This is a genomic window from uncultured Reyranella sp. (assembly GCF_945957355.1).
Lineage (GTDB): Bacteria > Pseudomonadota > Alphaproteobacteria > Reyranellales > Reyranellaceae > Reyranella.
This window is the reverse complement of sequence record NZ_CAMFKM010000016.1, coordinates 34,252-54,282: the sequence shown is the minus strand read 5'-3', so window position 1 is coordinate 54,282 and position 20,031 is coordinate 34,252. Positions and strand designations below refer to the sequence as shown.

The window sequence follows — 20,031 nt, the reverse complement described above, 5'->3', positions numbered from 1 at the left end:
CCACGGAAGGCGGCCCCTCGCGGGGCCGCCTTTTTCGTTGTAGGCAGGGCCGATGTTCGACGGCGACCTCGCTTCCTTCCTGGATTTCATCCGCCGGCACGGCGACGCCGTTTATGCCTTCCTCACCGTCTATTCGATGGCCAACAGCCTCCTGCTGGCGCTGTTCGCAGGCTATGCCGCGCAGGCCGGCGCGTTGGGCTTCGAGCAGGCGCTCGCCGCCTGCTGGGTCGGTACCTTCGCGGGGGACATCGTGCGCTTCTGGGTCGGTCGGCGCTTCGGCACACGCTGGCTCAGGGGCATTCCGCGCCTGCAGCGCGCCGTCGAGTCGGCGGCGCGGGTGGCCGACCGGCACCATGCCTGGATGATCCTGATCCACCGCTATCCACGCATCATCCGCAACGTCGCGGGGTTCGCCTATGGGGCCTCCACTCTGAGCTGGCCGCGCTTCCTTCTGTTGAACTTTGTTGCTGCCGGCCTGTGGGCTGGTATTGCAGTCTCGACGGGCTATGGCTTCGGTTTCGTCTCCGAAAAGACCATGACCGATGCGCTCTCGGTCTTCGGCATTGCCATGCTGGTGGCTTTCCTGGCGCTCGGCTGGTTCCTGACGCGACGCCTGGAGCGTGTAATGGAGCGCAACTAGGATGAATCCCTTCTGGAGCCAGATTGCACGTGACCTGTCGCCCTATACGCCGGGCGAGCAGCCTCGCATCGCCAACCTCGTGAAGCTCAACACCAACGAGAGCCCGTTCGGCCCTTCACCTCGCGCCGAGGAGGCGATGCGGGCGGCGGCCTCCGACTCGCTGCGGCTCTATCCCGACCCGGAGGCCGTGGAACTGCGCCAGGCGCTGGCCGACCATCATGGCGTGAAGCGGGAGCAGGTGTTCGTCGGCAACGGCTCCGACGAGGTGCTGGCCCATGCCTTCGCCGGCCTGCTGAAACACGACCGGCCGCTCCTCTGCCCCGATATCACCTACAGCTTCTATCCGGTGTGGGCGCAGCTCTTCGGCATCACCCTGGAGACGGTGCCGCTCGACGAGGGAATGGGCGTGCGCATCGAGGACTATCGCCGCGAAGCCGGCGCGATCGTGATCGCCAATCCCAACGCGCCGACCGGGATCGCCCTGCCGCGCGCCGCCATCGCCCGCCTGCTCGACGAGCATGCCGACATTCCCGTCCTGATCGACGAAGCCTATGTCGATTTCGGCGGCGAAAGCTCGGCGCCGCTGATCGCCGATCATCCCAACCTGCTGGTCGTGCAGACCATGTCCAAGTCGCGCGCGCTGGCCGGCCTGCGCGTCGGCTATGCGCTGGGCGATGCGGGGCTGATCGAGGCACTGCGCCGGGTGAAGGACTCCTTCAATTCCTACCCGCTGGGGCGCATCGCCCAGGCCGGCGCCACCGCTTCGGTGCGCGACGATGCCTGGTTCCGCGAGAGCTGCGCGAGGGTGGTGGCGACGCGCGAGACGATGACTCACGAGCTGGCGTCACTGGGCTTCATCGTCCTAACCTCCAACGCCAACTTCGTCTTCGCACGCCACCCCGCGTTGGGCGGCGCGGCGTTCGCCACGGCCCTGCGCGACCGCGCGATCCTGGTCCGGCATTTCGACAAGCCCCGCTCTGCGCCGTACATGCGCATCACTGTCGGCACGCCTGACGACGTCCGGAAGCTGATCGCGGCGGCTTCGGATATCCTGAAGAGCCGCTAGCCGGGACAACGACGCAGCGGCCCGCAATGAGGATGGGTAAGATGATCACGCGTCGACAGGCTGTTTTCGTCGGGGCCTCGCTTGGCCTGTTCGGGCTCGCTGGCCCGATACGGGCCCAGGAACTGCGCGTGCTGGACTCCGCGCCCAAGGCGAACGCGGTGATCGGCCAGCGCAGCAGCGCGTTCTATGTCCGCTTCAATCGTCCGGTCGACCACGAGGATTCCCGCCTCGCCATCAAGCGGGATGGCGGGATCATCGAGGTCCTTCATCCTCGACTCGAGTCAGCCCCGGAGGTGCTGTTCGCCCGCGCACCCACCCTGCAGCCGGGCCGCTACAGCCTGCATTGGCTCGTCGGCGGCTCGCCGCAGTTCGATGGCGAGATCCCGTTCACCGTCGGCAACGACTGAGGATCAGTCGAGCAGCTCGCGCAGCACGCGGCCGGTGGCCGTGATGGCGAGCAATGTCGGCACCTTCAACACGGCCTTCACGGCTGCCTTCGTTGCGGGCCCGTAGCTCATGCAGTCGAGCGCCACGAGGTCGGGCCTGCTCGCCGCCAGACGACGAGCCACGTCGGCCGCCTCTTCCGGCCCGGCACTCGGCACGAGCGCCTCGACCGTGACCGAGACGCCGCTCCGTGCCCACTTGGTGGCGAGTTTCTCGCCCTGCTCGGCAAACGGAACCAGCAGTCCGAGGCGGCCGCGCGACAGCAGGCCTTCGGCAATGCCGCTCAGGACCCGCGACGGGAACAGCACGCCGGCATCGCCGTCCATCGCCGGGAACTCGCCCGTACAGGCATAGACGATGGCGTCGCAGCCATCGGCGCGCAGCTTCGCCAGCGTGCCCGGCGAGCGGGCGATCACGGCCTGCTTGGAGATCTTCACGTCGCGGCCGCCGCGCAGCCGCGTGTAGAGCGTGTCGGCACCGTTGAGCGGCGGCAGCGCGTCGACCTCGGCGTCGCTGAGGCCATCGAGCGCACCGCGCAGGATCACCTTCGTGCCGGCCGGCGCCTGGGCGGCGAACAGCTCGACGATGTCGTCGCGCGGCGCCTGTCCGATGGTGACGATGCCCAGGGTGCTCATGTTCCTAGCCCTCCAATGCCACGGCGTCGCTATCGCTCCAGGCGAGACCAACCTGGTCGCCGGGCGCACGCGAAGCGCGCTCGCCGGCATGTGTCTCGCGCACCAGCATCGAGGGGCCGGCGGTCGGCCGAACGCGCAGCAAGGTCGAGCCGCCGAGATAGTTCGAGGTCTCGACCGTGCCCGAGAGGCGCGCGCCCTCGGCGGCCACGAGCCGGATCTTCTCGGGCCGCAGCGCGCGGAGCCGGCCGGGCTCCTCGAGAATATTGATCTCGCCGATGAAGTCGGCGACGAAGCGCGTCCTCGGCCGCTCGTAGATTTCGGTCGGCGTGCCCACCTGCTCGACCTTGCCCTTGTTCATGACGGCGATGCGGTCGCTCATGGCCAGCGCCTCCTCCTGGTCATGGGTCACGAAGACCAGGGTGACGCCCAGGCGCTTCTGTAGCTCCTTCAGCTCGAATTGCATCTGCTGGCGCAGCTTGCGGTCGAGCGCGCCCAGCGGCTCGTCGCAGAGCAAGACGGGCGGCTCGACGACCAGCGCGCGCGCGAGCGCCACCCGCTGCTGCTGTCCACCGGAAAGCTGGCCGGGCTTGCGCGTCTCGAAACCCGTCAGCGCCACCTGAGCCAGCGCCGCCGCGACCCGCCGCTCGATCTCCGGCCGCGGGACCTCGCGCATGCGCAGCCCGAACGCCACGTTCTCCGCCACCGTGCGGTGCGGGAACAGGGCGTAGGACTGGAACACCATCCCCATGTCGCGCCGGTGCACCGGCAGGTCGGTGATGTCGTTGCCGCCGACATGGACGCGGCCCGAATCGGGATGCTCGAAACCCGCGATCATGCGCAGGCTCGTCGTCTTGCCGCAGCCCGAAGGCCCGAGCAGCGAGAAGAACTCGCCGGCGGCGATGTCGAGCGTCACCGAATCGACGGCCAGCACACGGCCGTCGAACGTCTTGGTCACCTGGTCGAGCTTGATGGCCGCGGAGGTCACTTACGCACGCCGCCCCTCAGCCCTTCAGGATCTTGGTGACGCGCGCGTCGATGTCCTCGCGGCGTGCATTGTACCACTTCCAGTCGGGTTGGATCAGCGTCGCCACCTTCTCCGGCGTGGTGAGGAGCTTGGCGTCGTACTTGGCATCGAGCTTCACCTTCTTGTTCGCCGGCGAATACCACACGGCCTCGGCCAGCAGCTTCTGCACGTCGGGGCGCAGCATGTAGTCGATATAGGCGAAGGCCAACTCCTTGACCTTCGAGCCCGGCGTGACGTTCAGCACCTGCTCCAGCGCCAGCACGCCTTCGGACGGGCTGGCAAAGTCGACCGGCTGCATGTTCGCGCCCTCGTAGCGATAGACGCCGGAATCGTGGATGACGCCCATCGACACCTCGGCCGACAGCAGCATCTTTTCCATCTGGCCGGTGAAATCGACCAGCTTGATCGGCTTCAGCGCCTCGAGCGCCTTGTAGGCGGCGTCGAGGTCGGTGAGGCCCTTGCCATAGACCTTGCCCAGCATCATCAGGTGCGCCTGCCCGAGGCTGTTCACCGGGATCAGGTAGCCGCCTCGCGCGCCGGCCAGCTTGGGATCGGCCAGATCCTTCCACGAGGTCGGCTTCGTGAGGCCCTTGTCGGTGCGATAGCCCAGGCCGATGGCGCTGGTGAAGATCGTGATGCCCACGATCTTGTCGCTCACCGCGTAGGGATAGACGTCGGCGATGTTGGGCACTTCCTTGGCCGTGATCTTGTCGATCACCAGCCCTTCGATGACGGCATTCCACTGCTCGTTGGAATTGGCGTGCAGCACGTCGTAGATCGGGTCGTTCTTGGGGCTGACCTGCAGCTTGGGCAGGAACGGGAAGGCTTGGTCGGCCGACACCGTGCACTTGAACTCCTTCTCGAAGGCCGGCAGCACCGTGCCCTTCATCACCTCGCCCCACTTGCCGCCCCAGGTGGTGATCTTGAGCGTCTTGGTCTGGGCATGGAGGATCGACGGCGCCCCTACCGCGGCGAGGGCCGCGAGGCCCGCACCGACACGCAACGCTTTGCGACGTGAAATCATGGCAACCCCCTGTTCGTTTCCCATCACAGTTTAACGTAGGCCTTGAGGCCGATCAGCCTCTCCAGAACCAGAACCACCGACAATGCGAGCAAGATCGAGACCATCGAGGCGGCCGCAATGGCGCCGTCGAGATCGAACTTCATGTAGTTGAACAGCACCACCGGCAGGGTCTCGCCCTTCGGCACCACCAGGAACAACGATACCGGGAACTGGTCGAACGACACGATGAAGGCGAAGACCCCGCCCGCGAACACACCCGGCCGGATCAACGGCAGGGTCACCTCGAAGAACACCCGGGCCGGGCTGGCCCCCAGCACGGCGGCGGCCTCCTCGATGCGGCGATCAAAATTGTGCAGTACGGCCAAGGTCGTGCGGATGACATAGGGCACCGCGACCAGCGTGTGGGCCGCGATCAGCCCCCACACCGGCCGGCCAATCCCCGACAGGAGATAGGCCTGGAACAGCGCGAGACCGGTCAGGATGGCCGGCACCATCAGCGGCGACATGAAGAAGGCCGTCAGGACCGCGCGCCCCGGAAGGCTGCCGCGCGCCAGGGCGAGCGCGCAGGCGGCGCCGATCGCGATCGACAGGATCAGCACCACGGCCGCCACCCACAGCGACAGCCACAGCGCATTCATGAACTCGGCATTCGTGAAGAACTTCGCGAACCAGCGCAGGCTAATGGCGACCGGCGGGAACGAGATGTAGGGCGTGGGGTTGAGCGCGAACACCAGCACGATGGCGATCGGCAGCAGCAGGAACCCGAGCAGCAACGCGTTGAGCGCGAGATAGGCGGCGCGGCCCGCATCGAACGGCCGGCGGTTGGGCGCGGGACTCATGCCATCCCCTGCCCGCCCGCCAGCCGCGCCAGGATGCGGTTGTAGGCAACGACGATGGCCAACGAGACCAGCAGCAGGATGACGCCGAGCGCACCCGCGAAGTTCGGGTTGAAGCTGGTACCGACCTGCTGGGCGATCAGCATGGGCAGGGTCAGCACATTCGTGCCGCCCATCAGCGAGGGCGTCACGTAGGCGCTGATCGACAGCGCGAAGACCAGCAGCGAGCCTGCCAGGATTCCGGGTAGGCTGAGCGGCAGCGTAACCTCGACAAAGGCCCGCATGCGGCCGGCACCCAGGCTGCGCGCCGCCTGTTCCAGGCGTTCGTCGATACGGCCAATCACGCCGGTCAGCGTCAGCACCATGAATGGCACATAGATATGCACCAGTGCCACGATCGTGCCGAACTCGTTGTACATCAGCGGCAGCGGCTTCTCGATCAGGCCCCACTGCATCAGGGTCGTGTTGATGACGCCCTTGTCCTGCAGGATGGTCATCCACGCGAAGGTGCGCACGACGATCCCGGTCAGCATCGGGGCGATCACCGCCATCAGTACCAGCGCATGACCCAGACGCGACTGCATGCGCGCCATCCAGTGGGCGAGCGGATAGCCGATCAGCAGCGAGACGATCGTGGTGATGAGGCCGATGCGCAAGGTCGACCACAGGGCGTCATGGAAGATGCCGGCCGTGTCGAAGATGAAGCGCTCGTAGTGCCGTGTCGTGAGGAAGGCGTTGGGATTGCTGACCGGATTGCCGGAGTAGAACGACATCGCCGTCATGACGGCGAACGGCAGCACGAAGAACAGGACGAACAGCAGCCCGGCCGGCGCGATCAGCCAGGCGATCGGTGACGGGCGGGCGGCGTTCGTCATGCTGGCACGGTCACGCGGTGGCGGCGACGTCGCCCACGACCCGGACGCGCACGCGCACCGAGTTGCCGGGCAGGTAGGCGAGCGGCATGTCCTCGCTCTCGATCGTGTGCAGGGTCGCGCGGTCGGCGCCGGCCGCAACGGCGCGGTCGTTGGCAATCTCCTGCGCCGCAGCCAGCGCCTCGACCCTGCTCATGTCCTTGAAGATCTGGTCGCATTCGCCCGAGACCTGGGCGATGGCGGCGCCGACGGCATTGGCGCAGTCGCCATGCTCGACGTGGATCACCTGCGAGACTCCCGCCATCTTCTCGGGGATCAGGAAGGCGCCGCCACCGACCGCGATCAGCGGCACGTCGCCCGCCTCCGTCTTCATGCGGTCGACCGCCTCCTCGGCGAGCCGTGCCGCCTCGGCAAAGACCTTCGCGCAGGTCGCGGCATCGAGATGCGCCACCTTCGTCCTGTCGCCGAGATCGAGAATGCCGGCCGCGACCGCCACGTCTGTGGTGGTGAGCTGCGCGCCACCAAAGGCGATGCCGTCGGTCAGCAGCCGGTAGCCCACCGAAAGCGGGCCTATGGAAAGCGGATCGAGCACCACATGGCTGCCGCCGCCCAGGCCGATCGACAGGAGGTCGGGCATGCGGAACAGCGTGCGGACGCCGCCCACCTTGACCACGGAGTTGGCTTCGCGCGGGAAGCCGAGCTTGAGTTGGCCCACGTCGGTCGTGGTGCCGCCGACATCGATCACCATCGCGTCGCTGAGGCCCGAGAGATAGGCGGCGCCGCGCATCGAGTTCGTGGCGCCCGAGGCGAAGCTGTAGACCGGCAGGCGCCGTGCCTGGCTCGCCTCGGCCACGGTGCCGTCGTTCTGGGTGATGAACAGCGGCGCATCGATGCCCGAATCGCGGATCGCCTTCTCGAAGGCCGCGATCGTGTCGCGTGACAGGTCGGCCAGGGCGGCATTCAGCAATCCGGCATTCTCGCGTTCCAGCAGGCCGATGCGGCCGAGATCGGACGAACAGGTGATCGCCGCATCGGGGATCACCGAGCCGACCAGTTCGGCCGCCCGCTTCTCGTGGCTGGGATCGAGCGGCGAGAAGACCGAGGAGATGCCGACCGCCCGCAGGCCCGCGGCCTTCATTTCATGCGCCGCCTTCGTCACGGTCGCCTCGTCGAGCGGCATGAAGGGACGGCCGTCATACTCATGGCCGCCCTCGACCATCCAGACACCGCCGCGCACCAGCGTCGCGAGATCCTCCGGCCAGTCGCAGAACGGCGGCAGCGACGCACCCGACGGCAGGCCGAGCCTGAGCGCCGCCACCTTGGTGAGATGCCGGCGCTGCACCACGGCATTGATGAAATGCGTGGTGCCGATCATCACGCCGTCGACCTTCTTCGGCGTCCCATCCGCGCCCTTCAGCACGCCGGTCGCGCCCAGCTTCTTCAGCGAGTCGAGGATGCCCGTCGTCACGTCCTGGCTGGTCGGCGCCTTCACTGCGCCCACGACCCTGCCCTCTTCGATCAGGACGGCGTCGGTGTTGGTGCCGCCGACATCGATACCGATTCGTCTCATGACGCGAACACGCTCCTGAATTCCAGATCATAGCCAAAAGCCCGCGGGCCGACATGCGCCAAGCCTTCGGGGGTGAGGAAGATGTCGGGACCGGGCAAGGCGATCACGGTCACCCGTTGGCCATAACGGATGGTCTCGGTGCCAACCGCCTCGCCCGACACCGAATCGAGCACGCAGATCAGGTCGGGGCTCATGGCGAACGGCTCGCCGTCGCGTTGCGCCACGATCCACTCGTTCTGAAAGTCGATCTGCATTGCCGAGCCGCGCCAGTCGTCCATGCCCTCGAAACGCGCGACGCCGCGCAAGAAACCCTCTGTGGCGCGTCGCTCGACGTCGACCACCTTACCACGATAGAGGAGCTTGCCCGGCTCGACGGCAAGGATGGCCGCCACCGGATCGGCGTGTGTCCGCTGCGCCTCGCGCACGGCGCGGCCGATGGCGATCGCCTTCGTGGTCGTGCCGTGGATGCCCCACTTCTTGACCTCGGCACCGGTCCGCGGCGGCTGGCAGGTCGAGGCGGTCGAGCCGTACTCGACCACGATCTTGCGGCCGATCCGCTCGGCCCACTTCCAGGTCGGCACGGCCTCGACGACGGCCTCCAGCCCGCGAACATCGACCACCGTCATCGGACACGGCTTAAGCTTGCCCACCGCCACGGAGGTCATCTGCGCTTCGGGATAGGCGCGCCCCATCGTGTCCGAATCGACGACCGGGATACCGAGATTGGCCGCGACCATCAGCGGCCGCACGCCATTGCCGCCGCCGATCTCCATGCCCATGACGGCATCGAACTTGCGCCGGGTGTGCTCTTCCATCAGCACCGCGGCGCGGGTGAACACGCGATGATCTGTCAGACGCTCGATACCGACCAGCGGCGCGCCCATGCCGGCGATCACCGCGACATAGGCGTCGTCCGCCAGGTCCTCGGCGTCGATCAGCTGCACGCGCTTGCCCTCGCGGTAGAGCACCCGCATGTTGAGCAGCGACAGATACGGATTGCCACCGCCGCCGGTGCCCAGCACCCAGGCGCCGACGGCCAGCGATTCGATTTCGTCCTCGGTGATGTCCCGTCGGCTCAAGCGAAGACGCTCTTGAATTCGATGTCGTAGCCGAACGCCCTGGGCCCGACATGCTGCAGGCCCTTTGGGCTGAGGAAGACGGGTGGCGGTGGCAGCGCGATCACCGTCACGCGCTGGCCGTATCGGATCGTCTCGGTGCCGACGGCCTCGCCGGACACGGAATCCAGCACGCAGATCAGGTCGGGCGACATGGCGACGGGCTTGCCGTCGAGCCAGGCCACGATCCATTCGTTCTGGAAGTTGATTTCCATGGAAGAGCCGCGCCAGTCGTCCATGCCGTCGAAACGGGTGCGACCGCGCAGGAAGCCCTCGGTCGCGCGCCGCTCCACATCGACGACCTTGCCCTTGTAGAGGAGCTTGCCCGGCTCGACGGCAAGAATGGCCGCGATCGGGTCCTCGTGCCGGCGCTGGGCCTCTCGCACCGCGTGGCCGATGGCGATGGCCTTGGTCGTGGTGCCATGGATGCCCCACTTCTTCACCTCGGCGCCGGTCCGCGGTGCCTTGCAGGTCGAGGCGATCGAGCCGTACTCGACGCAGATCTTGCGGCTCACGCGCTCCATCCACTTCCAGGTCGGCACCTTCTCCACGATCGATTCGAGCCCGCGCACGTCGACGGTGGTGAGCGGACACGGCATGAGGTCCCCGACCGCGACCGACGTCATCTGTGCTTCGGGATAGGCCCGGCCCATCATGTCGGAATCGATCACCGGCCGCTTCAGGTGCGCAGCCGCCATCAGCGGCTGGATCGAATTGCCGCCGCCGATCTCCAGCGCCATGATCCCGCGGAAGCGATAGCGGGTGTGGCGCTCCATCAGGTCGACGGCGCGCGCGATGGTGCGACTGTCGGTGAGACGCTCCTGCCCGACCAAGGGTGCGCCCATGTTGGAAACCGCGGCGACCCAGTCGTCGTCGGCCAGCTCAGAGGCCGGCATCAGCTGGACGCGGTACCCTTCCTTGTAAAGCGCCCGCATGTTGAGCAGGCCGAGATACGGGCTGCCGCCGCCGCCGGTCCCGAGGACCCAGGCGCCAACAGCCAGCGATTCGATGTCGTCGAGAGTGATGTCGGTCAGGGGCATGGGCCAGTGCTTCGGGCGCGTTCGCTCTTGTCGGGTCAGACGAGGTCCGCCGGAGCGACGCCTTGCAAGATCAGGACCATCGACGCAGCGTGTTTCGTCGCGTGATGAGTTCCAGCCCGCATGACATCTTGCCCCGTGTTCAGGCATGTCTATGGATTGGGCAGGCAGGCATCAATACGTGCGAGCACGTATGGGGAGAAGACCGTTGGGGAGCAGGCGCATACCACGCATCGCCGTGATTACGATGGGCCACGCCCCGCGTCCGGATGTGATGCGGGAAATCGCCCCCCTGCTCGGCGAAGCCGAGTACGACGAATTCGGCGCCCTCGACAACGATCCTGAATCGATGATCGCGAGCATGGCGCCGCGCGGCGACGAGTTGAGTTACCTCACACAGCTGCGCGACGGCCGTCACGTGATCGTCGAAGCCGACTTCGTTACGAGCCGCACCGAGGCTCTCGTCGCGGAGCTCGATGCTCGCAACTACGACCTCCTCATCCTCGCGATGACCGGTATGCGCGCACGGCTTGCAACACGGACGCCGCTCATCCATGGCCAGGACACACTCGATGCCTGGATCTCCGCGCTGGTCGCCAGCAACTCGCGGATCGGCATCATCTTCCCCCTGGCAAGCCAGCAGTCGGCCGCGAGCGAAAGCGACTACGGCACCATGCTGAAGAGTTCGCTGGCGACCATTGCCGGCAGTCAGAGCTCAGACCTGACCCAGGCCATAGACCGGGTATCCGGCGCCGACCTGATCGTGATGAACTCGGTCGGCTACACCGGCGAGATGGCCCAGCAGGTCGCGCGAACCAGCGGCAAGCCGGTCGTCACCGCCTGTCGCATCATCGGGAGCACGGCGCGCCTGCGCCTGTCCGAGATTGCCGGCAAGCCGCTCGATCAGCAGGCGGCGACCTATACGGGCGCCGAACTGCTGCGGCGCCTTCCCCAGCCCGCCCGCGAAACGCTCACGCGACGCGAGACGGAGGTGCTGGTCCAGGTGCTCGAAGGCGCCGCCAACAAATCCATCGCGCGGGCACTGGGCATCAGCCATCGCACCGTCGAGATCCATCGCGCCCGCGCGATGCTGAAGCTCGGCGCGACGTCCACCCCGGAACTCATCCGGCGGGCCCTAAGACAGCCGGAACGCTGAGGTCCAACGGCGCCCCTTCAAGGCGCGAGCGGCGGCACGGCGGCCCGGATCGGCGCGCTCGAGATCTGCATGAGGCCAGAGAAGGGTTCGACCATTTCGAGGATCAGGAAAAGGGCGGCGCCCGCCGAAAGCGCGACCAGTCCGAGCGCCACGGCCGCAGTCGGATTCACCGGCGAGAACAGGCAGTAGCTGGCGAACAGCGCAGTGAGCCAGAAAATCAACACGACGAGGATCGGCGTCGGCAACCCTGACCTCGACTGCTCGTAGAGCGCGAGCCTGGCCTGCGAAATTGGGACCGCCAGTTGGAGGGCCTGTGCGACGAGGGCCGATTTCACGGTCGTATCGCCGGGAAGCGCATGGAGACCGGCATAGACCTGCGACGCCAGCGTCCCGCTGCCGTACAGCGCACCACGAACCTTGGCGTCCGGGCCATGCCAGATCCGCTCGATCATCTGATCGACGGCTTCCCTCAGAAGACCGCGGAGCGGCTTCGTTTCCGGGCCGTATTGATCGAGCACCGCGTCGAGCAGGATGAGATTGGCGGCAATCTGGCGGACCTCGGCGCGCTGGGTCTCATAGATGTTGCTCGCCGAGTTGATGAGGAGACCCAGGACCAGGGCCGCGATCGTTCCGACGAGACCGGCGCCCAACCGGACGATGTCCCGGGCATGGTCGTCGAGATGATGACCGGGCAACCTGCGGCGCAGCAACACACCGATGACCGCACCGAGCAGCATGACACCGCAGGCGGCTAGCGAGATCCAGATGGGTTGCACGAAATCGACCTTTCCCCCGAGCGCCGAACGATGGCGAACAAAAGAGTTGTAGCACTCCTGCGAAACGGGCACGGCCCGCAATTTGCTGGGGATTAGTCGTGCGTATTCGCGTTTGCGCATCGTTTCCGCGAGATTCAGCTGCTCGACTCTTCGGCGTGTCTCGCTGGCGTTCCCCGACGAGAGCTTTCTGTCCACGCCGCACCTTGTGCGCAACGTCTCCACACAGTTAGGCTACGCCATCGCCTTCTCCTGCGATCCAGGCCGGCGTTGTGACGGGTCCCGTTCGGCTCATCTGGAACATGGGGAAGATGCTTTCCGAGAAGACGCGCATCGTCGGCGCTGGCGCCATCGGCAACGTCCTCGAATGGTTCGATTTCGCGATCTACGGCTATTTCGCGATTACCATCGGCCAGACCTTCTTTCCGCATCAGGATTCGGTCGCCCAGCTGCTCTCGGCCTTCGGCGTCTTCGCCATCGGCTGCCTGATGCGGCCGCTGGGGAGCCTCGTCTCGGGCAGCATCGGCGACCGCTACGGCCGTCGTGCCGCGCTCAACGTCTCGATGATCGGGATGGCCTTCTCGACGTTCCTCGTCGGCAGCCTGCCCGGCTATGAGACCCTGGGAATTCTCGCCCCGGTGCTGCTAACGGCGTTTCGTGTCGTTCAGGGCCTGGCGATCGGGGGCGAGTGCCCGACGGCCTTCATCTTCATGATCGAGCATGCCGGCCCCCGCAGGCGCGGCCTGGCCGGCGCGATGGCGACGGGCGGCGGCACCGCCGGGATTCTCGTGGGATCCGCGGCCGGCGCCCTCCTCACCGCGCTCCTGCCCCCTGATGTTCTGCAGAACTGGGGATGGCGGCTTCCGTTCCTGCTGGGCCTTCCCGTCGGCTTTCTGGGCATCTGGCTGCGCCGTCGGGTACCCGAACCGCCGAGAACCGGCGTCGCCGTCGCCGCGCCGGTCCGAGAGGTGCTGAAGCACCATCCATGGCTGCTGTTTCGGCTCGCTGGCATCGCCGCACTGGGTGCCGTGACCTTCTATATCGTCTTTCTGTATCTCGTGAGCTGGCTGCAGTTCGTCGACGGCATCGCGCCCGTTACGGCGTTGGCCTTCAACACGGTCGTCATGGCGGTCGCCCTGCCCGTCTATCTCGGTGCTGGCTGGCTGAGCGATCGCGTGGGCCGACGCAGGCTGCTCTTGTGCGCCATGGCGGCTGCGATGCTCGGTGCCGCGCCCCTGTTCTGGCTCATGCATCATTCCGATCCGTTGCTGGTGCTGGCAGGCCAGTTCGGGTTCGTCCTCATCATCGGCACGGTATTCGGCATCGAACCCGCCTTCATGGTGGAGGCAACCCCCGCCCCGATCCGCTGCACGGCGGTCGCGCTCGCCTTCAACCTGCCTGCCGGCATCCTGGGCGGCCTCTCGCCGCTCGCCGCGGCATGGCTGATCCACCGAACGGAGAACGATCTCAGCCCCGCCTTCCTCATCATGGCGGCGGCGGCGGTTTCCCTGATCGCCACCGCCTCGTTTCGCGACAGGACGGGGATGCCCGACGAACGACCGACAGGAGGCGACGGGCAGCAATGACCGCCATCTCGTGGCATAGTCCGGCGAGATGAGCCTCGTCAGCACACGCCGCATCGTTGCGGCCGGTACCATCGGCAACCTGCTCGAATGGTACGATTTCGCGATCTACGGCTACTTCGCGGCCACGATCGGCCGTGTCTTCTTCCCGGCTGAGAATGCCGTGGCGCAGGTCCTGGCCGCCTTCGGCATCTTCGCGCTGGGCTACCTGATGCGGCCGCTGGGGGGCGTTGTCGTCGGCCATATCGGCGACCGCCTCGGGAGGCGCGCCGCCCTCACCTTCTCGATTGCCGCCATGGCGCTCCCGACCTTCCTGGTGGGCCTGCTGCCGGGATACGAGACGCTCGGCATGGCGGCGCCGATCCTGCTGACACTGCTGCGCATGGTTCAGGGCCTGTCGGTTGGCGGCGAGGCCACGACCGCGATGGTTTTTCTGGTCGAGCAGGCTCCTGCCGGACGCCGCGGTCTGGTAGGAAGCTTCTGTTCGCTGGCCGCCACCGGAGGGTTCCTCCTGGGCTCGGCGATCGGCGCGACCTTCGCGGCGCTCCTGCCGGCGGAGGCGCTGGCGGCCTGGGGCTGGCGCGTGCCGTTCCTGCTCGGCCTGGTGCTGGGTGTCGTCGGCTGGTGGATCCGCCAGGTCATCGTCGAGGAGGCGCCGCCCAAGGCGGGCCACGGATCGCCCCTGGCCGAGACCCTGCGCCATCACGGCCGCGCCGTGATGCGCGTGGCCGGCATCACGATCTTCAACGCCGTCGGCTTCTACCTGATGTTCCTCTACGTGGTGACCTGGCTGCAGACCGTCGACGGGATTCCGCCGGCGCGCGCCCTGGAGATCAATACGGTGAGCATGTTCTTCCTGCTGCCGGTGATGCTCCTGTCCGGCTGGCTCTCGGATCGCCTCGGCCGCCGGCCGCTGATGTTCGCCGCGATGATCCTGGGGCTCGTCGGCGCGCTGCCGTTTCTCTGGTTGATGCACCATTCCGATCCGAGGCTGATCCTGGCCGGGCAGCTCGCCCTGGTCGTGCCGGCCGGCATGGGGCTAGGCATCCTTCCCTCCATCCTGACCGAGGCAGTGGCGGGGCGGGTCCGCTGCACCGCGATTTCGCTGGGCTACAATATCGCCTTCGGTGTGATCGGGGGCCTGACGCCGCTCACCGCCGCCTGGCTGATCGCGCGCACGGAAATGGACCTCAGCCCGGCCTGGCTGTTTATGGGCGCCGCCGCCCTTTCGATTGCCACCCTCCTCACCTTCCGCGAGACGTCGCGCGACGCGACGCTGCCGCCGTGAGGATCACACGCCGCGCGCTGGCGCCGATGGCGCTCGCGGCAGCGGCGCTCCCGGCCCGGGCAGCGTCGCCCCCATGGATCGACGCGCATGCCCACGCCTTCGTGCGCGGGCTGAAGCTCGCCATCGATGCGCGCTATGCGCCGACCTACGATGCCTCGTGGCAGACCCTGCTGGCGCTGGCCGAGGCTAATGGCGTCGGCCGCACGGTGCTGCTGCAGCCCTCGTTCCTGGGCTACGACAATTCCTATCTCCTCGACGCGCTCAGGGCCGCGCCCCAGCGCTTCCGCGGTGTACCCTGGGTCTCGCCCTCGGTCGAAACCCGGCCCGAAGAGTGGGAGGAGATGGCGCGCATCGGCGTGCGCGGCCTGCGGTTCCCGATCTTCGGCCTGCCGACGCCGCAATGGTCGGCCTATCACGACATGCTGGGCGAGGCGCTGAAGCGGGACTGGCCGATCCATCTCTATGTCGAGAGCAAACGCCTGCCCGAGATGCTGCCGTTCCTGCTCGACGGCGGCCACAAGGTCGTGATTCCCCACTACGGCATGTTCGACCGCACCCTGGGACCCGCGCGCGATCCCGGCTTCAAGGTCCTGTTGGAAAGCGCCAGGACGGGCCGCGTCTTCGTCGTGATGTGCGGCGCCTACCGCGTCGGCCCGGAGCGCGCGCGGATGGCGGCGCCGATGCTGCTCGATGCCTTCGGCCCCGAACGCCTGATGTGGGGCAGCGACTGGCCGCACACCGACACCGACCTCAACCGCGTCACGACCTATCCGATCACGCTCAGGACATTCGAGGACTGGGTGCCGGACGAGGCGACGCGGCGCACGATCCTGATCGATACGCCGACCAAGCTCTACGGGTTCTAAGCCGCCCCGCCTTCGACGGCGCGGCCCTCGGCGCGCCAGCGCAGCATGCCGCCGGGGAGGTTCGCAACGTCGGCGATCCCTGCCTTCTGAAGGATGGCGGTCGCGTGAGCCGAGCGGCTGCCGGCGCGGCAGACGGCGACGACCGGCCTGTCCTTCGGCAGTTCCTTCGCGCGAGCCGCCAGTTCGCCCAGGGGCAGCAGCGTGGCGCCGTGGATGTGTCCAAGCGGGCCCGAGAACTCGGCCGGTTCGCGCACGTCGATGATGTTCACCTTCGCGAGATTTTCCTCGAGCCAGTGCGGCTCGACTTCCCAGACGCCGCCGAAGGTGAAGCGCAGCGGCGCCCACGCGGGCTCGGCCGGCGGCGGCGTCTCATTGCCGGGCTGACCGCAGCGCAGGTTGGCCGGCACCGCCTCGTCGATCTTCTTCGGATGAGGCAGGTCGAGATTCTTCATGTAGCCGACATAGTCGTTCTCGCCGATCTCGCCGCCCAGTCTGGGATTGAACCGCTTCTCCTCGATCACGCTGCTGACCGTTAGGCCGCGATAATCATGCGCGGGATAGAGCAGGCAGCTTTCAGGCAAGGCAAAGATGCGCGAGCGCACGGAGCGATAGAGGGCCCGCGGGTCGCCCTGCTGGAAGTCGGTGCGGCCGGAGCCGCGGATCAGCAGGCAGTCGCCGGTGAAGGCCATGCTCTCGTCATCGAGCACGTAGGTGACGCAGCCCGAGGTATGGCCCGGCGTGGCGCGGACCTCCAGAAACCGGCGGCCGAATTCGATCCGATCGCCGTCCTGCAGCAGCCGGTCGGCGCCCGCCGCGCCCGCCGCCGCCGACAGCGCGATCTTGCTGCCCAGCCGCTGCTTCAGCAGCCACGCGCCGGTTACGTGATCGGCATGGACGTGGGTGTCGAGCGTCCAGGCGAGCGTGAGGCCGAGTTCACCGATCAGCGCCGCATCGCGCCGCGCCTGCTCGAACACCGGATCGATCAGCAGCGCCTCCTTCGAAACGCTGCAGCCGAGCAGATAGGTGTAGGTCGACGAGGTCGGGTCGAAGAGCTGGCGGAAGACGAGCATCGGCCTCTCCTCCTCAGGCTGGCGCGCTGGCCTTGTCGAGGGCGGCGACCGACTCCGGATCGAGCTCCAGGGTGGTCGAATTGAGCACGTCGTCGAGCTGCTTCAGGCTGGTCGCGCTGACGATCGGCGCAGTAATCGCCTTTCGCTGTAGCAGCCAGGCGAGCGCGACCTGCGCGAGCGTCGCGCCGTTCTTCTCCGCCGCGTCATCGAGCGCCTTCAGGACGGCCATGCCCTTCGGGTTGATGTACTTCTTCACGCCGGCGCCGCGCTGGGCATTACCGACATCGGCCTCTGACCGGTACTTGCCCGTCAGGAAGCCGCTGGCCAGCGAATAGTACGGGATCACGCCGATCCCCTCCTTCAGGCATTCGTCCTCCAGGGCGCCCTCGAACAGGCCGCGCTCCATCAGGTTATAGTGCGGCTGCAGGCTCTCGTAGCGCGGCAGCCCCTTCTCCCTGGCAATCTTCGCCGCCTCGGCAAGGCGCGGCGCTTCGAAATTGGAGGCGCCGATGAAGCGGATCTTGCCCGCCTTGATGAGCTCGCCATAGGTCGAAAGAGTCTCCTCCTGCGGCGTGTCCTTATCGTCCTTGTGCGACTGGAACAGATCGATGCGGTCGGTGTTGAGCCGCTTCAGCGACGCCTCCACGGACTCCTTGATGTTCTTCGCCGAAAGCGCGCCGCTGGGCAGGCCCATGCCGCACTTGGTGGCCAGCACAATCCTGTCGCGCTTCGACGGATCGTTCTTGAGCCAGGTGCCGATCACCGTCTCGCTCTCGCCGCCCTTGTTGCCCGGGAACCAGCGCGAATAGACGTCGGCGGTGTCGACGAAGGAGAAGCCGCCGTCGACGAAGGCATCCAGTAGCCTGTGCGACGTCGCCTCGTCTGCCGTCCATCCGAAGACATTGCCGCCGAAGGCGATGGGGACGAATTCGAGATCGGACTTACCGAGTTTGCGCTTTTGCATCTGTGACTCCTATGAAGGTCTATTCCGCAGCCCTGGGCGACGCCTCGGCCGGCGCTGCACTCCTGGCGGTCGGCTCCGCTGCCTGCGGGGGAACAGCCGGCGTGGCCGGTAGCGGGAACGGATAGGTGTTGCCGGAGGCGAACTGGATGCCGAGTGCCGGGAACTGCTCGTACATGCGCCGGATCACCATGCGCTGGACCAGGGTCGGGTTCTTGGGCCGCGCCATGAACTTGAAGCGGACTATGACCGAATTGTCCTTGATGTCGACGACGCCCTGCATCTTGGGCGGGTCCAGCAGGATCGGCTTGTAGGCAGCCTCCTCCATCATCGCGAGGCCGATCTTCTTCACCGTCTTGCGCAGCAGCTCGATGTCGGTACCGTTGGCGAAGGCGATGTTGAACTTCACCACCGTCCAGTCGCGGCTGAAGTTGGTGATGTGGCCGACCTGGCCGAACGGCACGATGTGGAGCTGGCCGTTCTGGTGGCGCAGCTTCAGCGACCGCACGCTGAAGCCTTCGACCGTGCCCTTGACCTTGCTGCAGTCGACATATTCGCCGATGCGAAACGAATCCTCCGCCAGGAAAAAGATGCCCGATACGATGTCGCGGACCAGCGACTGGCTGCCGAACGAGACGGCGAGGCCGAATACCGAGGCGCCGGCGATCAGTGGCGTGATGTTGACGCCGAGTTCCGACAGCACCAGCAGGCCGCCAATGACGGCAATGGTGGCGCCGGCGACGACACGCAGCAGCGGCATCAGCGTGCGCAGGCGGGACGCGGCGACCTGGACATCGTCCTCGCTGTCTCCGGAAGCGTCGGCCGACGGCAGCGGATTGGAGGCGATGTAGGAGTCCATGCGGTACTTGAGGAACCGCCAGCCGGCGTAGATCGCCACCGCGGTGATCGCCGCCACCTTGGCCCCGCGATCGTGCGCCACCCACTCGTCTGCCGTCGCCGCGGCAAGGACGCGGACCATGAGGGCTTCGGCGATCAGGATCGCCACGTAAAGGCGCACGAGCAGACGCACGCAATCGGCCACCACGTCGCCCGCCATCGGCAGCTCGGAGACGATGTGGCGCGTGATGCGGTGCATCAGCGTCTCGAACAACAACAGGGCGATGAGCGCCGATTCGATGACGGACAGCCCCCGCGCGGCCGTGCCGCTCTCCGTCAGTGCGGCATAGACGGAGGCAGCGCCCAGCAGCACGTAGAAGGCGAGGCCGCCCATCCACCAGTTGCGCGCCGCGTCGAGCTTGAGCTGGCGGCTGATGCCCGTGGGTGGAACCATCGCCGTGAGCCAGGCGGCCATGTCGAAGCGCCAGCGCCAGACGACGACGACCAGCAGCACGGCGATCACCGGCACGTAGAGAATGATGGCGGCACTCGTCATCTCGCGGTTTGCGCCGGTCGCATCGAGGGCGCGGGCGACAAGACTGCCGAGCAGCGGCAACAGGATCACGAAGTCCAGGGCGACCAGCAGGCGGCGCGCCGTGCCGTCGTCGACGGGCGCGATGCGGCCCTCCGCCAGGTGCGGGCGCAGGAAGGCGCGGAACACCAGGTTGAAGGCGCGCCAGTAGACCAGCGCGTGTAGCACCATCTGCCCGAGCCGGGAGCCCAGGCTGTCCGACGGGCCGAGCAGGCCCAGTACGAGGCGGCCCGCGACCGCCAACGCCACCAGCGCCAGGGCATCGAGAAGCAGCGCGCGAAAGAAGGCGCGCAGGGGAGTCTTGCTCGCCAGCCGGTCGAAGGCACTGACCCGGGCACGACTCAAGACCAAGCGCGCGACGAATTCGGCAATGAGACCGGCCACGACGATGCCGACCAAGAGAAGCGCCGTGCGGCCGCCGACCGTCTGCGGCAGGGCCAGAATATGCGCGCCCAGTGCGGGCAGTTGCGCGACCGTGAACTCGAAACGCTCGGTCATCACCAGGAGGAAGCCGGCCGCGGCACTGTGGCCGCCCGTCACCGTCTGGGCCGTGGCCGGAAACGTCCAGGTGGCGGCGAGTGCCCCGATCGCCAAGGCGCCGCCACAGCTTGACCGTTTCATTGATTCTCCCCCAAAGGATGT

At 67.1% G+C, this 20,031-nt stretch carries 18 protein-coding genes and 2 pseudogenes; 8 read left to right on the top strand and 12 right to left on the bottom strand.

Going from position 1 to position 20,031, the window contains the following annotated elements; translation table 11 throughout:
• Positions 1–52 precede the first annotated feature (52 nt).
• From Q0Q48_RS22720 to Q0Q48_RS22710, 3 genes are read left to right on the top strand one after another with little or no spacing between them, the layout of a single operon-like run.
• On the top strand, positions 53–640 hold the full coding sequence (locus Q0Q48_RS22720) for a DedA family protein (protein ID WP_295143055.1): 588 nt from the start codon (positions 53–55) through the stop codon (positions 638–640).
• A 1-nt stretch (position 641) separates the two neighbouring features.
• Entirely contained in the window at positions 642–1,706 is a 1,065-nt protein-coding gene (gene hisC, locus Q0Q48_RS22715) for a histidinol-phosphate transaminase (RefSeq protein ID WP_295143052.1), read from the top strand.
• A gap of 41 nt (positions 1,707–1,747) precedes the next feature.
• Positions 1,748–2,113 carry a copper resistance protein CopC gene (locus Q0Q48_RS22710; protein ID WP_295143049.1) on the top strand — a complete coding sequence of 122 codons (366 nt, stop codon included), beginning with the start codon at positions 1,748–1,750 and terminating at the stop codon, positions 2,111–2,113.
• Between the two features lie 3 nt (positions 2,114–2,116).
• Here Q0Q48_RS22710 and Q0Q48_RS22705 read toward each other — a convergent pair whose 3' ends face one another.
• From Q0Q48_RS22705 to Q0Q48_RS22670, 8 genes are read right to left on the bottom strand one after another with little or no spacing between them, the layout of a single operon-like run.
• Positions 2,117–2,785, bottom strand: coding sequence for an AroM family protein (locus Q0Q48_RS22705; RefSeq protein ID WP_295143046.1), 669 nt, complete (start codon positions 2,783–2,785; stop codon positions 2,117–2,119).
• Positions 2,786–2,789: 4 nt separating this feature from the next.
• Entirely contained in the window at positions 2,790–3,770 is a 981-nt protein-coding gene (locus Q0Q48_RS22700) for an ABC transporter ATP-binding protein (protein WP_295143043.1), read from the bottom strand.
• Between the two features lie 16 nt (positions 3,771–3,786).
• Complete coding sequence (locus Q0Q48_RS22695; RefSeq protein WP_295143041.1) at positions 3,787–4,833, bottom strand: extracellular solute-binding protein; 1,047 nt, start codon at positions 4,831–4,833, stop codon at positions 3,787–3,789.
• A gap of 23 nt (positions 4,834–4,856) precedes the next feature.
• The gene (locus Q0Q48_RS22690) at positions 4,857–5,672 is read right to left on the bottom strand and encodes an ABC transporter permease (RefSeq protein ID WP_295143039.1); all 816 of its coding nucleotides are present in this window, start codon (positions 5,670–5,672) and stop codon (positions 4,857–4,859) included.
• Positions 5,669–6,544, bottom strand: a complete 876-nt coding sequence (locus Q0Q48_RS22685; protein ID WP_295143036.1) for an ABC transporter permease — start codon at positions 6,542–6,544, stop codon at positions 5,669–5,671. The genes Q0Q48_RS22690 and Q0Q48_RS22685 overlap by 4 nt, the downstream gene beginning before the upstream one ends.
• A 10-nt stretch (positions 6,545–6,554) precedes the next feature.
• Positions 6,555–8,111 carry a hydantoinase/oxoprolinase family protein gene (locus Q0Q48_RS22680; RefSeq protein WP_295143033.1) on the bottom strand — a complete coding sequence of 519 codons (1,557 nt, stop codon included), beginning with the start codon at positions 8,109–8,111 and terminating at the stop codon, positions 6,555–6,557.
• A complete protein-coding gene (locus Q0Q48_RS22675; protein ID WP_295143031.1) occupies positions 8,108–9,190 on the bottom strand; it encodes a DUF917 domain-containing protein in 1,083 nt (360 codons plus the stop codon). Before Q0Q48_RS22675 ends, Q0Q48_RS22680 begins: the two co-directional genes overlap by 4 nt.
• Positions 9,187–10,266 (bottom strand): DUF917 domain-containing protein, encoded by a 1,080-nt coding sequence (locus tag Q0Q48_RS22670; protein WP_295143028.1) that lies wholly within the window; start codon positions 10,264–10,266, stop codon positions 9,187–9,189. Before Q0Q48_RS22670 ends, Q0Q48_RS22675 begins: the two co-directional genes overlap by 4 nt.
• Before the next feature lie 145 nt (positions 10,267–10,411).
• On the opposite strand from Q0Q48_RS22670, the pseudogene Q0Q48_RS22665 reads away from it, so the two are divergent.
• Together Q0Q48_RS22665 and Q0Q48_RS22660 are read left to right on the top strand one after the other, a co-directional pair.
• Positions 10,412–11,110, top strand: a pseudogene (locus Q0Q48_RS22665) (AroM family protein); the annotation flags it as partial.
• 108 nt (positions 11,111–11,218) lie between these two features.
• Positions 11,219–11,419 (top strand): annotated as a pseudogene (locus Q0Q48_RS22660) (LuxR C-terminal-related transcriptional regulator); the annotation flags it as partial.
• A 17-nt stretch (positions 11,420–11,436) separates the two neighbouring features.
• On the opposite strand, the gene Q0Q48_RS22655 reads toward Q0Q48_RS22660, so the two are convergent.
• A complete protein-coding gene (locus Q0Q48_RS22655; protein ID WP_295143026.1) occupies positions 11,437–12,390 on the bottom strand; it encodes a DUF4239 domain-containing protein in 954 nt (317 codons plus the stop codon).
• Between the two features lie 113 nt (positions 12,391–12,503).
• On the opposite strand from Q0Q48_RS22655, the gene Q0Q48_RS22650 reads away from it, so the two are divergent.
• From Q0Q48_RS22650 to Q0Q48_RS22640, 3 genes are read left to right on the top strand one after another with little or no spacing between them, the layout of a single operon-like run.
• Positions 12,504–13,778 carry an MFS transporter gene (locus tag Q0Q48_RS22650; protein WP_295143022.1) on the top strand — a complete coding sequence of 425 codons (1,275 nt, stop codon included), beginning with the start codon at positions 12,504–12,506 and terminating at the stop codon, positions 13,776–13,778.
• Positions 13,779–13,806: 28 nt separating this feature from the next.
• Entirely contained in the window at positions 13,807–15,063 is a 1,257-nt protein-coding gene (locus Q0Q48_RS22645; RefSeq protein WP_295143020.1) for an MFS transporter, read from the top strand.
• The gene (locus Q0Q48_RS22640; protein ID WP_295143017.1) at positions 15,060–15,929 is read left to right on the top strand and encodes an amidohydrolase family protein; all 870 of its coding nucleotides are present in this window, start codon (positions 15,060–15,062) and stop codon (positions 15,927–15,929) included. The genes Q0Q48_RS22645 and Q0Q48_RS22640 overlap by 4 nt, the downstream gene beginning before the upstream one ends.
• Here Q0Q48_RS22640 and Q0Q48_RS22635 read toward each other — a convergent pair.
• The 3 genes from Q0Q48_RS22635 to Q0Q48_RS22625 are packed head-to-tail and all read right to left on the bottom strand — an operon-like array spanning position 15,926 to position 20,010.
• Entirely contained in the window at positions 15,926–16,999 is a 1,074-nt protein-coding gene (locus Q0Q48_RS22635; protein WP_295143012.1) for an MBL fold metallo-hydrolase, read from the bottom strand. The genes Q0Q48_RS22640 and Q0Q48_RS22635 overlap by 4 nt on opposite strands.
• A 13-nt stretch (positions 17,000–17,012) precedes the next feature.
• Positions 17,013–17,963: an aldo/keto reductase gene (locus Q0Q48_RS22630; protein ID WP_295143010.1), complete on the bottom strand. Its 951-nt coding sequence runs from the start codon at positions 17,961–17,963 to the stop codon at positions 17,013–17,015.
• A 19-nt stretch (positions 17,964–17,982) separates the two neighbouring features.
• Complete coding sequence (locus tag Q0Q48_RS22625) at positions 17,983–20,010, bottom strand: mechanosensitive ion channel domain-containing protein (protein WP_295143007.1); 2,028 nt, start codon at positions 20,008–20,010, stop codon at positions 17,983–17,985.
• Positions 20,011–20,031: the final 21 nt, after the last annotated feature.

What these genes read in the sequence shown, in the direction of transcription:
- Q0Q48_RS22630 (WP_295143010.1), bottom strand. Translation starts at nt 17,963, where the DNA reads ATGCAAAAGCGCAAACTCGGTAAGTCCGATCTCGAATTCGTCCCCATC.
- Q0Q48_RS22645 (WP_295143020.1), top strand. Translation starts at nt 13,807, where the DNA reads ATGAGCCTCGTCAGCACACGCCGCATCGTTGCGGCCGGTACCATCGGC.
- Q0Q48_RS22710 (WP_295143049.1), top strand. Translation starts at nt 1,748, where the DNA reads ATGATCACGCGTCGACAGGCTGTTTTCGTCGGGGCCTCGCTTGGCCTG.
- Q0Q48_RS22625 (WP_295143007.1), bottom strand. Translation starts at nt 20,010, where the DNA reads ATGAAACGGTCAAGCTGTGGCGGCGCCTTGGCGATCGGGGCACTCGCC.
- hisC (WP_295143052.1), top strand. Translation starts at nt 642, where the DNA reads ATGAATCCCTTCTGGAGCCAGATTGCACGTGACCTGTCGCCCTATACG.
- Q0Q48_RS22695 (WP_295143041.1), bottom strand. Translation starts at nt 4,833, where the DNA reads ATGATTTCACGTCGCAAAGCGTTGCGTGTCGGTGCGGGCCTCGCGGCC.
- Q0Q48_RS22650 (WP_295143022.1), top strand. Translation starts at nt 12,504, where the DNA reads ATGCTTTCCGAGAAGACGCGCATCGTCGGCGCTGGCGCCATCGGCAAC.
- Q0Q48_RS22670 (WP_295143028.1), bottom strand. Translation starts at nt 10,266, where the DNA reads ATGCCCCTGACCGACATCACTCTCGACGACATCGAATCGCTGGCTGTT.
- Q0Q48_RS22720 (WP_295143055.1), top strand. Translation starts at nt 53, where the DNA reads ATGTTCGACGGCGACCTCGCTTCCTTCCTGGATTTCATCCGCCGGCAC.
- Q0Q48_RS22690 (WP_295143039.1), bottom strand. Translation starts at nt 5,672, where the DNA reads ATGAGTCCCGCGCCCAACCGCCGGCCGTTCGATGCGGGCCGCGCCGCC.
- Q0Q48_RS22685 (WP_295143036.1), bottom strand. Translation starts at nt 6,544, where the DNA reads ATGACGAACGCCGCCCGCCCGTCACCGATCGCCTGGCTGATCGCGCCG.
- Q0Q48_RS22680 (WP_295143033.1), bottom strand. Translation starts at nt 8,111, where the DNA reads ATGAGACGAATCGGTATCGATGTCGGCGGCACCAACACCGACGCCGTC.
- Q0Q48_RS22635 (WP_295143012.1), bottom strand. Translation starts at nt 16,999, where the DNA reads ATGCTCGTCTTCCGCCAGCTCTTCGACCCGACCTCGTCGACCTACACC.
- Q0Q48_RS22705 (WP_295143046.1), bottom strand. Translation starts at nt 2,785, where the DNA reads ATGAGCACCCTGGGCATCGTCACCATCGGACAGGCGCCGCGCGACGAC.